Source organism: Brevibacterium aurantiacum (genome assembly GCF_007558825.1).
Taxonomy (GTDB): Bacteria; Actinomycetota; Actinomycetes; order Actinomycetales; family Brevibacteriaceae; genus Brevibacterium; species Brevibacterium aurantiacum_A.
Genome location: NZ_VLTK01000010.1, coordinates 1 through 12,714, shown reverse-complemented (window position 1 = coordinate 12,714; position 12,714 = coordinate 1). Strand labels below are relative to the sequence as shown.

Genomic DNA, 12,714 nt, shown 5'->3' with positions numbered 1-12,714 from the left:
GGCGAGGCGCAGGCGCCCGCGGGCTAGTCCCCGAATCGTCGAGAGCCGACTGCAGCATCGAAAGGTGAGTCCCTGCGGTCGGCTCTCGACGGTGAGGCGTGCGCTCGATGAGGCCCAGCTCGTGCCGACTCCCCACCTCGGCAGGAATAATTCACTCAGGAGTGGGCGAGTTGCAGGTCACACTCTCAGACTCCGGTGGCATCATCGGGAGTAGGAGGGATGCCATGACCAATTTCGAGTGGACATCTGAAGTCCCGCTTGCCGCCGAGACAACCTATCTGTGGCACGCACAGCCCGGAGCACTGACCAGACTGTCCCCGCACTGGGCCCAAGAGATCGTCGAGGAGAGCTACCCTCCGCTCGCGCCCGGGTCGGTGGCACAGGTCAGGGCCAGTGTGCCCGGCAGCTACGGCCTCGTCCGACGACCATTCAGTTCTGTGCATTCCGAAGGCCCCTCCCGGTTCTCGTTCGTCGATGAGCTCAAGAAGGGTCCGCTGAGCCAGTGGAAGCACACCCACGAATTCTCCTCAGTGGCCGGGGGAACCAAGATCGACGACCACATCGAGTTCTCGATGGCACCGGCTGGCTTCGACTCGATCGACCGCAGCCTCATCCACAACTTGGAAGCGACTTTCGAGGCCAGACAACAGCGCATGCTCATGGACATCGAGTTCCTCGAACGCATGAACGCACCACTGCTGACGCGTAAGAAGGGTAAACGCATCCTCATCGCCGGCGGCAGCGGACTTGTCGGCCGGCAGGTCGCGGCACTCTTCTCCACCGCAGGACATTTCGTGCGTCTGCTCGTGCGTCGCTCTCCGAAGGCCGAATACGAATCCCACTGGAATCCCGAACTCGGAATCATCAACCCGCGCGACCTGGCCTGGGCGGATGCGGTCGTCCACCTCGGCGGGCGCACCATCGCCACTCGGTTCACGAAGAAGGCGAAAGAGGAGATCCGCTCCTCACGCATCGATTCGACGACCCTGCTGGCGGAGACGATGCGTACCTTGCCCGAGGCGAAACGACCCGACGTCTTCGTCTGCGCCTCCGCCGTCGGGATCTACGGATCCCACGCTGAAGCGCCGGTGGACGAGACCGCTCCGGCCGGGGACGGATTCCTCGCCGAGGTGTGCCAGGAATGGGAAGCCGCAGCCGCCCGTGTCGAAGAGCTGGGCATCCGCCGGGTCTCGATCCGATCTGGCATTGCGCTGACCTCACTGAGTGGATTCCTCAGACTTCAGACGCCTCTGTACCTGGCCGGCGCCGGAGGGCGATTGGGCAGCGGTGAACAGGGGCTGGCCTGGATCTCCCTCGACGATCTGGCCCGATCCTATGTCCATGCGGTGCTCACCGACTATGTCCGCGGGCCTGTCAACGCGGTGGCCCCGGACATGATCTCGCAGCAGGAGTTCGCCGAGGCGCTCGCCGCCCACCTGCACCGCCCGGCCCGCATCCCCACGCCCGGCTTCGTCACCGAGCTGGTGCTCGGGGCCGACGGGGCCAAGGAACTCGCCCTGGCTGACCAGAAGGTGCGTCCGGAGAAGCTGGAAGAGACCGGATACCAGTTCGCCCACCCCACGCTGTCCGACTGCCTTGAGGAGGAACTCGGCAGCGGAGCGTGAAGTGGGCGAAAGGTTTCAGGTGAGGCTCGTGGGCCTCGGAGGAACCTGAGTTCAGAGACGCTTTCCGGCGATTTCGGCACCTGCGGTCAGCGACTGCAGCTTCGCAATGGCGATCTCAGGGTGGACGCGACCGCCCAGGCCGCAGTCCGTCGAAGCCATGACATTGTCGGGACCGACGAGCTTCGCGAAACGTTCGATGCGATTGGCGACGAGTTCGGGATGCTCGACGACATTCGTTGAGTGGGAGACGATGCCCGGGATGAGGTACTTGCCTTCGGGCAGCTTCGTGTCCTCCCAGATCCGCCATTCGTGTTCGTGGCGGACGTTGGCAGCCTCGAAGGTGATGCCAGCGGCATTGAGTGTGAGTACCTGGTCGACGATCTCCTTGAACGGCAGGTCCGTCACGTGGGGCCCGTGCCAGGAACCCCAGCAGGTGTGGACGCGCACCTGGGCCGGATTGATGCCGCGCAGTGCGTGGTTGAGTGCATCGATGCGGACCTGGATGAAGGACCGGTAGTCGGCGAAGGACGGTTCCGGGTTGATCTGGTCGAAGTTCTCGGCCAGGGAAGGATCGTCGATCTGAACGGTCAGACCCGCCTCGGTGATGGCGAGGTATTCCTCACGCAGCACATCGGCCCACGCCCAGATGAACTCCTCATCGGTCGTGTAGTACTCATTGGCGATGCGAGACGCCGAGCCGGGGGACAGGGCGTTGATGTAGCCGTCGCGTTCACCGTACCCGGCCGCTGCGAGACCGGCCTTGAGGTTGGCGATGTCGCTGGCGACCTGGTCCTGGCCCACGTAGCTGATGGCGCTGGTGGCCTTGGGGAACTGCGGCTGGTCACCGGTGTCGGTGCCGGCGTTGGCATCGCCGTAGACGCCGGGGAAGAGATTGCGATCGCGGCGGTCGCCGAAGCTGGTCAGCACCGTCTTGCCCGGTTCTGAGCGCACAGCCGGTGCATCCCACTTGTCGACATTGTCGAGTTCGAGTCCGCCGGTACGGGCAAAGGAGTAGTGCCACCAGGCGCCGTAGTCGAAGTCCGCGGCCATCGAATGGCCGTACTCCCCGTCGTTGGGGTTCGAGATGCCGAGATCCTTCTGGCGCTTGACGAGGTCGGCCACGCTGGCGGCGAGGAGATCATCGAATTCCTGCGTCTGAGCGTCGGAGACGGTTTCACCGGCGAGGCGAGCGTGGTTCTGAGCCTGCTTGACCTTGTTGGCTTCGATGAGCTCGGGGGTGCGGGGTAAGGATCCTGCGTGCGAGGTGCGGATCGTGGCCATAGGTGACTCCTCTGGTTGTTCGGCGGCAGTTCAGCCGCAGCGTTCTCCTTCAGGCAATCACATAAGCGGTCCCGCATGCGAGGGGGTTGTCATGTTGGGTCACGTGCTGCGGCTTTCACCTGGTGAAAAGAATGCGGTCCACGCCCTTGCAGACCTACAGTGATGACATGAGTCAGCAGGCTTCCTCGGGAGGATACGAACGCGCAGCCGGTCCAGGGTGGACGGCGCGACTCCTGTTCTGGTCCGCCATGGCCGTCGGCTCATTGCCGGAATTCGTGCTGATGCCGATGATGATCGATGGAGTGCGCCCGGAATTCTTCACCCTGTATCCGGCCGTGACCGTCGTGGTCGCGATCCTCGAACTCATCCTCGGCGTCGTCGCACTGCTCATCGTGAAGGCCAGTCCGATGACGATGCGCCTGTTCGGGATGGGACTGCTCATCTTCATCAGCATCTACGCATTCGCCTTGCCGCATCTGCTGCCGATCATCGTCAACCGTGCTGTCAGCAGCGTCGATCTGGCGATGAACATCCAGAGCATCATCTGGACCTTCCACGGCGGCGTCGTGCTGGCCGGACTGCTCATCGCCTGGAACCTCGCGCGCAACAGGCCCTGGTGGACGCACCTCGTCGCCGCCGGCTATGCGGTATGCGCGGGACTCGTCGTCGCCTTCGTCGAATGGGCGATGAACTCGCTTGGTTCCTCGTTCGCGACGTCAATGGTCCTGACACAGTTCGTCCTGCTGGGAGCCTCATTCGGCGGCCTGGGACTTCTGCACGGTCTCGGCCGAGTGGCCAGCGGACCATCGGATCGCTATGCCGCGGCCAGTGCCCGCTCGATCGCCGAGGCAGTGACGAGCAGGCGGGTTCCGTAGAGTTCGCCGAGGTTGCTGCTGGCTCTGGCGACCGGTGCCACGATGCACACGGCTCCGACCAGACCATCTTTGGTCTCTACCGGTGCGCTGACGCTGGTGAGACCGACCGTCCGCTCCGAAACGGTGAGCACCCACCCTTGTTCCGAACGTTCACCCCCGATGACGCGGGCCGCGGTCCCTCCGTCCTCGAGGGGCAGCTGAGTGCCCTCGTGGAGCTCGACATGAAGTTCGTTGGGCATGGCCTCGCTGACCAGGCACAGGCGATTGGGTCCGCGGGGGACCCACAGCTGACATGCCTCACCTGTGAGCTCGGCGAGGGTGCGCAGAGGTCCACGAGCGATCTGGCCCAAGCCGAAGCTGATGAAGCGTGCACCGAGTCGGAACGCTCCGCTGGATTCTCTTGCGAGTAGCCCATGTGCCACCAGTGCCCGAGCCAGTCGGTGGACCGTCGGAACAGAGAGACCCAGAGCTTCGGCGATGTCTGCTGCCATCCTCGGTGAGGCTTCGCAGGCTGAGATTATGGCCATGCTCTTGTCAAGGACTCCGACGTCCGTTACATTATGTCCAATCATATTATGATCGTATGTTATCAAATACTGATAATCAATGGATGGGAGGGCGCAGTTGGCCACCACAGAGGAAGCCAAGAACGCACCACAGGCCGACAGCCGAAATGATGGCGCGCTGCTCAGCGACGTGCGGGTACTCGAACTGGGCAATTTCATCGCAGCACCATTCGCCACCCGTCTCCTCGCCGACTTCGGAGCGGAAGTCATCAAGGTCGAGACGCCCGGCACCGGGGATGAACTGCGCACCTGGCGCCGCCAGCGCGGCAAAGTGTCGATGATGTTCCGAACTCTGGCCCGCAACAAACGATCCGTCACCGTAGATCTGCGCACCGAAGAGGGTCAGGAGATCGTCAGAGACCTCGTCGCCAAGTCCGACGTCGTCATCGAGAACTTCCGTCCGGGCACCCTGGAGAATTGGCACCTCGGTGAGGATGACCTCAAAGCGGTGAATTCCGACATCATCATGGTGCGCATCTCCGGGTACGGGCAGACCGGGCCCTACCGTGACCGTGCCGGGTTCGGGGGAGTGGCCGAGGCGTTCGCCGGACTGCGACATGTCACCGGCCACGCCGACCGCGCCCCTGTTCGACCTGCCGCTCCGATCGGAGATGCGATGGCCGGACTCTATGGTGCCCTCGGCGCGGTGATCCAGCTGTTCGCACTCAAGAACGGTCATAGGGTCGAGCAGGCTCGTGTGGTCGACGTCGCTCTCTACGAGGCAGTGTATTCGGCAATGGAATCTCTCATCCCCGACTACGATGCCTACGGAATGGTGCGCGAACGCAGCGGGGCCAACCTCCCCGGGGTCGTCCCCAGCGGAAGCTACCCGACGGCCGATGGACAGTCAGTGATGATCGCCGGCAACGCGGCAAAGCCATTCCGAGCGCTCATGCAGCTGTGCGGCCGTCCGGATCTGGCAGACGACGCGACCTTGGCTGACGGGCACATACGCAGCCAACGCGAGACCGAACTCGACGACATCGTCCGGAACTGGACGCTGCACCGTACGGTCTCTGAAGCCGTGGACGAACTCGCCGCTGCAGGAGTGCCCGCTGGTCCCGTCTACGATGCCACGGGCATAGCTGCGGACGAGCACTTCGCGGCCAGGGGAATGCTCGAGTCCATCGATGTCAGCATCGAGGACGATACGACCGAGGCGATCCGCTTCCCCGGAGTCGTACCGCGGATCCCCGGGTCAGAAGGGCACATCAGATGGGTCGGACCTGAGCTGGGAGAGCACACCGAATCCATTCTCACCGGCGTCCTCGGAGTGAGTGCCGAGGACTACTCGGACCTCAAACGCAAAGGAGTGGTCTGATGACGAAACCGCAAGCGAGGATCACCGACGTCGTCTTGCGCGATGGTCTGCAGGACGAACCCCGAGTCACTTCGGTGGAGGACCGACTGCTCATCGCGGCAGCCCTCGTCGAAGCCGGAATCAACGACATCGAAGCGGCCTCGTTCGTCAATCCGCGACGGGTCCCGCAGATGAGCGGCGCCGAGGAGCTGGCCGGTCTGGTCTCTGAACGCCCGTCGATCACATGGCGGGCACTGGCGCTCAATCGACGTGGAGTCGATCGAGCTGTCTCAGCCGGATTCACCACCGTCACCCTGGTAGTCTCCGCCAGTGCCGCTCACAGTCGGGCCAACGCCGGAAGGAGTCCGAGCGAGGCGATCGCCGAACTGGCTCCGATCGTTGAGTCATATCCCGCAGTGGACTTCAGCGGAGGAATCTCGACAGCATTCGCGTGCCCCTTCGAAGGCGACATCGCATCTGAGGCAGTGGCCGAGATCGCCGGAGCGTACGCCGACATCGGCGTGAGCAGGATCGGTCTGGCCGACACCATAGGCACCGCGAGACCGCAGGATGTGCAGACTAGTCTCGAGCATCTGCGAGCCGAACTGCCCGACATCGACCTCAGCCTGCATCTGCACAACGCCCAAGGACAGGCATTCGACACCGTTGATCGAGCACTCGACCTCGGCATCACCGAATTCGACGCAGCCACAGGAGGATACGGAGGTTGCCCCTTCGCACCTGGTGCCCACGGAAACATCGCCACGGAAGAACTCGTTGAGCACCTGAACGCGCGGGGATTCGAGACCGGCATCGACCTTGAGGGGCTGGCGAAAGTCAGAGAACTCCTGACGGCAGCCCTCGCGAGAGGTACACCCGTCGCCGCCTGAATACGACGGACGATCGACACAGCTCGGTCTCTCCGTACAACGGTCATCCCAGTAAGAGAATCGGCACCATTCGCATCAAACGAAAAGAGACAATGATGTCAGAAGTTCGTCGTCCCGCTCACCCCGAGACTGAAGCTACTGCCGCCCCCGCGCTCGACTCATCCACAGGTACCCGCAGGAAACGTGATCTGCTTCGCATCGCAGGCATGCCCTATCTCTACTTCGGCGCACTGTTCATCACCTTCCTTGTTGCGGCACTGACCGACAATCTGCCCGACAGCATGCTCGTGGGCTTCGGGATCACGGTCGTACTGGGTGGGGCACTCATGGCCATCGGCCAATCGATTCCGAAGGTCCGCGACTACGGACTGCCCACGCTCTTGTGCACCTTCGTCCCGGCCATCCTCATCTACGCCGGAGTGATGCCGGACTCGATCCCGCCAGTGGTGACGAACTTCCTCGACGGTTACGGTTTCCTCGACTTCTTCGTCGTCGCCGTGATCGCCGGTTCTGTCCTGGGGATGCCGAGGGCACTCCTGCTCAAAGCAGGCCCGCGCTTCCTCATCCCGCTGCTGGGCTGCATCGTCATCACATTCCTCGTCATCGGAGGCATCAGCGCAATTCTCGGGTTCGGATTCATCAAGGGCATCCTCTTCGTCGCGGGACCGATCATGGCCGGTGGCCTCGGCATCGGGGCGGTCCCGATGTCGCAGATGTATGCGGCTCAGACCGGCACCGACGCATCGGTCTTCATGGCCGACCTCATGGCAGCGCTGGTGATCGGCAACATCTTCTGCATCATCTTCGCCGGTCTGCTCAACGGCCTCGGACGGTCCGGAAGGCAATGGTTCGTCGGATTCAACGGCGACGGCGAGCTGATGAGAGTCAAGGGACGGAAGAACGAGCTGAGCTTGCCGGAGAAGAAGAGCGGGTCGACATTCCAGCAACTGGGAATCGGAGTGGCGATCGCCGCCGGGCTGTTCATCCTGGGGACACTGCTGGGTGCGATCATGCCATTCCTCCACCCCTATGCGTGGACCATCATCGCAGCAGCGCTGATCAAGATATTCGGCCTGTTCCCCAGGGAGCTAGAAGAGGCGAGCACCGAATGGGGAGAGCTCATGACCTCCTACTTCTTACCGGCTCTACTTGTCACCGTGAGCATCACCTACATCGACATCAACGAAGTCGTCGGTGCGATCTCGGACCCGATCTTCATGGGACTGACAGTGCTCACAGTCATCTCGGCAGGATTGGTGGCAGGTGTGTTGGGCTGGTTGCTGAAGTTCAACTTCGTCGAAGCCGCCATCACCCCGGGGCTGGTCATGGCAGATACAGGAGGAAGCGGAGATGTGGCGGTGCTCAGCGCCGCCAACCGCATCCACCTCATGCCCTTCGCGGCCTTGAGCACTCGACTCGGCGGGGCTGTGAACCTCTTCATCGTGTCCCTGCTGGTGCCCTTCCTCCACATGTGAACGATCAGCTACGCCGTGTGTGAATCGCCGAGGGGACCACTGAGCGTGCAGGTGAGGACGTGCTGCCCGCCGCCGCGAACAGCCGACGAACTCAGCTGAATTCCGGCTCAGCCGAAGTGCTTCGGGAGCGTCCCCTCGTGAGCCTCGCGCAGCTCGTCGAGTCCGATCTCGAAGTGATCGACGACCTCGAGGACAGGTGCCTCGTCGCCGGTGTCGGTCATGCCGATGCGGATGAACGGGAAGTGCCTGGCGGTGCACATGTCCTTGAAGCGGACCTCTTCGGACCGCGGCACGGCCACGATCGCACGCGCGGTGGACTCGGAGAACAGAGCGGTGAACACGTCGATGTTGTCGCGTTCGCACACCTCGTCGAGCCAGATGCGGGCACCGGTGCCGAAGCGCAGGCAGGATTCGATGAGTGCTTGCGACAGACCGCCTTCTGACAGGTCGTGCGCAGCATCGATCATGCCGTCACGCGAGGAGTTGATGAGGATCTCACCGAGTTCCTTCTCCGTGCCCGGCTTGTACTGAGGAGGCACTCCACCGAGGTGGCCGGCAGTCACGTCGGCCCACGCCGAACCGTCGAGTTCGGCTTCGGTCGTTCCGAGCAGGTAGATGGTCTGGCCCGGCTCCTTCCAACCGCTCGGAGTGGCGCGGGTGACGTCATCGAAGACGCCGAGGACACCGACGACCGGGGTCGGGTGGATAGCCACGCCGCCGGTCTGGTTGTAGAGGGAGACGTTGCCACCGGTCACGGGAATGCCCAGATCCTGGCACGCCTCGGCGAGGCCCTCGACTGCGGCCGCGAACTGCCACATGATCTCAGGGTCCTCGGGGGAGCCGAAGTTGAGGCAGTCAGTGACCGCGCGCGGGATGGCCCCGGCAGTGGTGACGTTGCGGTAGGCCTCGGCCAGCGCCAGCGCCGCGCCGCGGGCCGGATCGAGGTAGCAGTAGCGACCGTTGGCGTCGGTGGCGATGGCCACGCCGAGCCCGGACTTCTCGTCGACGCGAATGACTCCCGCGTCATCGGGGAACGCCTGCGCAGTGTTTCCCTGCACGTACTTGTCGTACTGGGAGGTGATCCAGTCCTTCGACGCCAGGTTCGGTGCCCCTGCCAGCTGGAGGACGGTCGCGCGCAGCTGCTCGTCGCCCTCGGGCTTGACCAGACCAGCGGATTCCACGGTGTTCGCGGCGACCTCGGCGGTCCATGATGGCTCGACCATCGGACGTTCGTAGACGGGGCCGTCGTGGGCGACCGAGCGAGGAGGCACATCGACGATGACGTCTCCGTGCCATTCGATGATGAGGCGTTCGGAGTCCGTGACCTCGCCGAGCACGGAGGTTTCGACGTCCCATTTGCCCACGATCGCCAGGAAGTCGTCGAGGCGTTCGGGGGTGACCACGGCCATCATCCGCTCCTGGGACTCCGACATGAGGATCTCCTCAGGGGTCAGGGTCTCATCGCGCAGCAGCACGTCGTCGAGGGCGATGTGCATCCCGCCGTCACCGTTCGAGGCCAGCTCGGAGGTAGCGCAGCTGATGCCGGCAGCACCGAGGTCCTGGATGCCTTCGACAACGCCTGCGCGGAAGAGTTCGAGGCAGCATTCGATGAGGACCTTCTCTGCGAAGGGGTCGCCGACCTGCACAGCTGGACGCTTCGAAGGTTTGGTGTCATCAAAGGACTCCGAGGCAAGGATCGAGGCTCCGCCGATGCCGTCGCCACCGGTGCGGGCGCCGAAGAGGATGACCTTGTTGCCCTTGCCCGAAGCATTGGCCAGACGGATGTCCTCGTGGCGCATGACGCCGACTGCGAGGGCGTTGACCAGGGGGTTTCCCTGGTAGACGGAGTCGAAGACGGTCTCGCCGCCGATGTTGGGCAGGCCGAGGGAGTTGCCGTAGTTGCTGATTCCGGAGACGACTCCGTGGAGCACGCGAGAGGTGTCGGGGTGGTCGATGGCGCCGAAGCGCAGCTGATCCATCACGGCGACGGGTCGTGCGCCCATCGAGATGATGTCGCGCACGATTCCGCCTACGCCGGTGGCCGCACCCTGGTGGGGCTCGACGTAGCTGGGGTGGTTGTGGGACTCGACCTTGAAGGTCACGGCCCAGCCGTCGCCGATGTCGACGACGCCGGCGTTCTCGCCGATGCCCACGAGCAGGTGCTTCTTCATATCTTCGGTGACCTTGTCACCGAACTTCGACAGATGCACCTTCGACGACTTGTAGGAGCAGTGCTCGGACCACATGACCGAGTACATCGCCAACTCCGCCGAGGTGGGGCGACGTCCCAGGATCTCGCGGATCTGCGCGTATTCGTCGGCCTTCAGTCCGAGGTCGGCATAGGGCTGGTCCACGTCGGGATTCGCAGCAGCGAACTCAACGGTCTCCTTGACCTTCTTGGAGGCGGCCTGATCGGTTTCGATCTGCTGGGATTCGACCTGCGTGGAATTCGCAGAGTTGAGGTTACTCGACATGTCCTCTTAACGGCCCTTTCATACGACACGGCATCAGGGCCAATCTTAGCCGTGGTGCGGGGGAGGGGAAGAAACCGGTCTCATCCTTGAGTGGATTATGTGATCGAGTCGACCATTGGTCTGCGCCTTATGCGGGTACCGCCCGAGGTCTCGCCAACTAGAATATGGGCCATGGCAACTCCCAAAATCGTCTTGTTCTACGTCTTCACCCCCTTGGCGGACCCAGCGGCAGTCAAGCTGTGGCAACTTACTCTGGCCGAGAGTCTCGGGCTCAAGGGGCGCGTGATCGTGTCGAAGGACGGCATCAACGCCACCATCGGCGGCGATATCTTCGACGTCAAGCAGTATGTGCGGGCGACGCGATCCTATGAGCCGTTCAAGAAAGCCGACATCAAATGGTCCAACGGCGAGGGAGACGATTTCCCCCGCCTGAGCGTCAAGGTCCGACCCGAGCTCGTCACCTTCGGCACCGACGACGAGATCACGGTGACTGAGAGCGGAGTCGAAGGCGGCGGCGAGCATCTCAAACCGGGAGCTCTGCACAAACTCCTCGACGAACGCGGCGACGATGTCGTCTTCTTCGACGGCCGCAATGCGATGGAAGCTCAGATCGGGAAGTTCCGCGATGCGATCGTGCCCGAGACGGACACAACCAAGGACTTCATCGCCGAGATCGAATCGGGTAAGTACGACGACCTCAAGGACAAACCGGTCGTCACCTACTGCACCGGCGGCATCCGCTGTGAGGTCCTGTCCGTGCTGATGAAGAACCGGGGCTTCGAAGAGGTCTACCAGCTCGACGGCGGCATCGTCCGCTATGGAGAGACCTTCGGCAACACCGGGTACTGGGACGGTTCCCTCTACGTCTTCGACAAGCGCATGCACGTGGAGTTCGGCGAAGGAGCCGAATCGATCGGTCACTGCGTCGCGTGTGAGAAGGCGACCCCGAACTTCGTCAACTGCGCGAACCTCGACTGCCGTGAGCAGTACCTGCGCTGTGAGGACTGCACGGAGAAGAACCGTCAGCCCTACTGCCCCGATTGTGTGCAGGCCGGGATCCCCGCCGAGGTGACCGCAGGCTGACGCCGTCCGTGCCGGACCCGTGTTGTGCAGCTTCTACCGAAGCAGGCTCTTCGTCGCCGCACCGATATCCGTCCACCTGAACTCGAACCCTGCCTGCTCCAATCTCTGCGGCAGCACCCAGCGGCTCTTGAGCACCAGCTCCGATTCCTGTCGGAGGACGATCATCCCGATTTCCAAGAGCCAGCGTGGTGCCGGAATGCCGATCGGCATCCGGACGGCTCGTCTCAGGGCAGCCATCAGCGCGGTGTTGTCCGAGACACCGGGACTCGAGACGTTGATAGGACCGGTGATCTCCTCGTGGGCATCGATGAAACGGATTGCACGCACAACATCGTCGATGTGCACCCAGCTGAACCTCTGCTTCCCACGACTGAGCGGATGTCCCCGCCAGTCCTCAGGTCCTGACGCATCGGGTCCGATGCCGCGGTAGCGAGTATGGCCAAACCAGCGCCCTTCCAGCTGGGGACCGCCGGCGCCGAATCTGGCTGCGGTCGCGAGCATGTTCAACGCCGCGCCGTCACCGAGTACGATCGCCATCCGCAAAGCGACCCGTCTGGTCAGCAGGAGATCACCACGGAAGAATTCTCGCTCCCAGCCTTTGGCCACATCCACTGAGAAGCCCTCACCGATGTCCCCATCGTTCTCGGTCTGCGGCCGGTCCATGGCATGGCGGTAGATAGTGGCCGTGCTCGAGTTGATCCACAGACGCGGTGGCGCCGAGGCGGCCCTGACTGCATCGTTCAAGATCCGAGTCGTCGTGACTCGTGAATCCCAGACCGCCTGCCGGTTGCGATCGTTGTATCGACACCCCACGCTGCGGCCGGCGAAGTTGATGAGCAGATCGGCGCCGTCGATCACGGCAGCGATTCCGTCCGGATCGTCCCAGGAGACATGTGTGCCCCAGGAAGCAGCCCGCCCGATGGTGCGCACCTGGTAACCCCACGACTGAAGAGGAGCGAGGAGCGATCTGCCGATGAAACCGGAGGCTCCGGCGATGACCGCTAACGGTGCTGAGCCGTCGTCGGGGCGAGGAGAAACATTTTCCGCAGTCATGAAGCGACCGTAACACCGGCAGAACCCAGCATCGGCAAGGTTCTGCTCGCATCGATCCCCGGTTTTTCGGGGGACGAGGCTCTCGCATCGTC

General features: G+C 63.2%; 10 protein-coding genes. 6 read left to right on the top strand and 4 right to left on the bottom strand.

The window, feature by feature from the left end; all coding sequences use genetic code 11:
* Positions 1-224: 224 nt before the first annotated feature.
* Entirely contained in the window at positions 225-1,625 is a 1,401-nt protein-coding gene (locus FO013_RS16005) for a TIGR01777 family oxidoreductase (protein WP_143923568.1), read from the top strand.
* A 51-nt stretch (positions 1,626-1,676) separates the two neighbouring features.
* Here the strand turns inward: FO013_RS16005 and FO013_RS16000 are convergent, their stop codons facing one another.
* A complete protein-coding gene (locus FO013_RS16000; protein ID WP_143923567.1) occupies positions 1,677-2,906 on the bottom strand; it encodes a cobalamin-independent methionine synthase II family protein in 1,230 nt (409 codons plus the stop codon).
* Positions 2,907-3,073: 167 nt separating this feature from the next.
* Here FO013_RS16000 and FO013_RS15995 point away from each other — a divergent pair, with 167 nt between their 5' ends.
* On the top strand, positions 3,074-3,781 hold the full coding sequence (locus tag FO013_RS15995; protein ID WP_143923566.1) for a hypothetical protein: 708 nt from the start codon (positions 3,074-3,076) through the stop codon (positions 3,779-3,781).
* Here FO013_RS15995 and FO013_RS15990 read toward each other — a convergent pair.
* Positions 3,721-4,353 carry an IclR family transcriptional regulator gene (locus FO013_RS15990; protein WP_143923565.1) on the bottom strand — a complete coding sequence of 211 codons (633 nt, stop codon included), beginning with the start codon at positions 4,351-4,353 and terminating at the stop codon, positions 3,721-3,723. The two genes, FO013_RS15995 and FO013_RS15990, sit on opposite strands and share 61 nt — an antisense overlap.
* Positions 4,354-4,405: 52 nt before the next feature.
* Between FO013_RS15990 and FO013_RS15985 the strand changes: the two genes are divergently transcribed.
* The 3 genes from FO013_RS15985 to FO013_RS15975 all read left to right on the top strand — a co-directional run bounded on the left by FO013_RS15985 (position 4,406) and on the right by FO013_RS15975 (position 8,012).
* The gene (locus FO013_RS15985) at positions 4,406-5,668 is read left to right on the top strand and encodes a CaiB/BaiF CoA transferase family protein (RefSeq protein ID WP_260848197.1); all 1,263 of its coding nucleotides are present in this window, start codon (positions 4,406-4,408) and stop codon (positions 5,666-5,668) included.
* On the top strand, positions 5,668-6,537 hold the full coding sequence (locus tag FO013_RS15980; RefSeq protein WP_143923563.1) for a hydroxymethylglutaryl-CoA lyase: 870 nt from the start codon (positions 5,668-5,670) through the stop codon (positions 6,535-6,537). The genes FO013_RS15985 and FO013_RS15980 overlap by 1 nt, the downstream gene beginning before the upstream one ends.
* Positions 6,538-6,629: 92 nt before the next feature.
* A complete protein-coding gene (locus FO013_RS15975; protein WP_143923562.1) occupies positions 6,630-8,012 on the top strand; it encodes a 2-hydroxycarboxylate transporter family protein in 1,383 nt (460 codons plus the stop codon).
* A 107-nt stretch (positions 8,013-8,119) separates the two neighbouring features.
* On the opposite strand, the gene purL is transcribed toward FO013_RS15975, so the two are convergent.
* Positions 8,120-10,486: a phosphoribosylformylglycinamidine synthase subunit PurL gene (gene purL / locus FO013_RS15970; protein WP_143923561.1), complete on the bottom strand. Its 2,367-nt coding sequence runs from the start codon at positions 10,484-10,486 to the stop codon at positions 8,120-8,122.
* 171 nt (positions 10,487-10,657) lie between these two features.
* Here purL and trhO point away from each other — a divergent pair, with 171 nt between their 5' ends.
* Positions 10,658-11,569: an oxygen-dependent tRNA uridine(34) hydroxylase TrhO gene (gene trhO, locus FO013_RS15965; RefSeq protein WP_143923560.1), complete on the top strand. Its 912-nt coding sequence runs from the start codon at positions 10,658-10,660 to the stop codon at positions 11,567-11,569.
* A 33-nt stretch (positions 11,570-11,602) separates the two neighbouring features.
* Here trhO and FO013_RS15960 read toward each other — a convergent pair whose 3' ends face one another.
* Positions 11,603-12,622: an epimerase gene (locus tag FO013_RS15960; protein ID WP_143923559.1), complete on the bottom strand. Its 1,020-nt coding sequence runs from the start codon at positions 12,620-12,622 to the stop codon at positions 11,603-11,605.
* Positions 12,623-12,714 lie beyond the last annotated feature (92 nt).

What these genes read in the sequence shown, in the direction of transcription:
- FO013_RS15990 (WP_143923565.1), bottom strand. Translation starts at nt 4,353, where the DNA reads ATGATTGGACATAATGTAACGGACGTCGGAGTCCTTGACAAGAGCATG.
- trhO (WP_143923560.1), top strand. Translation starts at nt 10,658, where the DNA reads ATGGCAACTCCCAAAATCGTCTTGTTCTACGTCTTCACCCCCTTGGCG.
- purL (WP_143923561.1), bottom strand. Translation starts at nt 10,486, where the DNA reads ATGTCGAGTAACCTCAACTCTGCGAATTCCACGCAGGTCGAATCCCAG.
- FO013_RS15980 (WP_143923563.1), top strand. Translation starts at nt 5,668, where the DNA reads ATGACGAAACCGCAAGCGAGGATCACCGACGTCGTCTTGCGCGATGGT.
- FO013_RS15960 (WP_143923559.1), bottom strand. Translation starts at nt 12,622, where the DNA reads ATGACTGCGGAAAATGTTTCTCCTCGCCCCGACGACGGCTCAGCACCG.
- FO013_RS15995 (WP_143923566.1), top strand. Translation starts at nt 3,074, where the DNA reads ATGAGTCAGCAGGCTTCCTCGGGAGGATACGAACGCGCAGCCGGTCCA.
- FO013_RS16005 (WP_143923568.1), top strand. Translation starts at nt 225, where the DNA reads ATGACCAATTTCGAGTGGACATCTGAAGTCCCGCTTGCCGCCGAGACA.
- FO013_RS15975 (WP_143923562.1), top strand. Translation starts at nt 6,630, where the DNA reads ATGATGTCAGAAGTTCGTCGTCCCGCTCACCCCGAGACTGAAGCTACT.
- FO013_RS16000 (WP_143923567.1), bottom strand. Translation starts at nt 2,906, where the DNA reads ATGGCCACGATCCGCACCTCGCACGCAGGATCCTTACCCCGCACCCCC.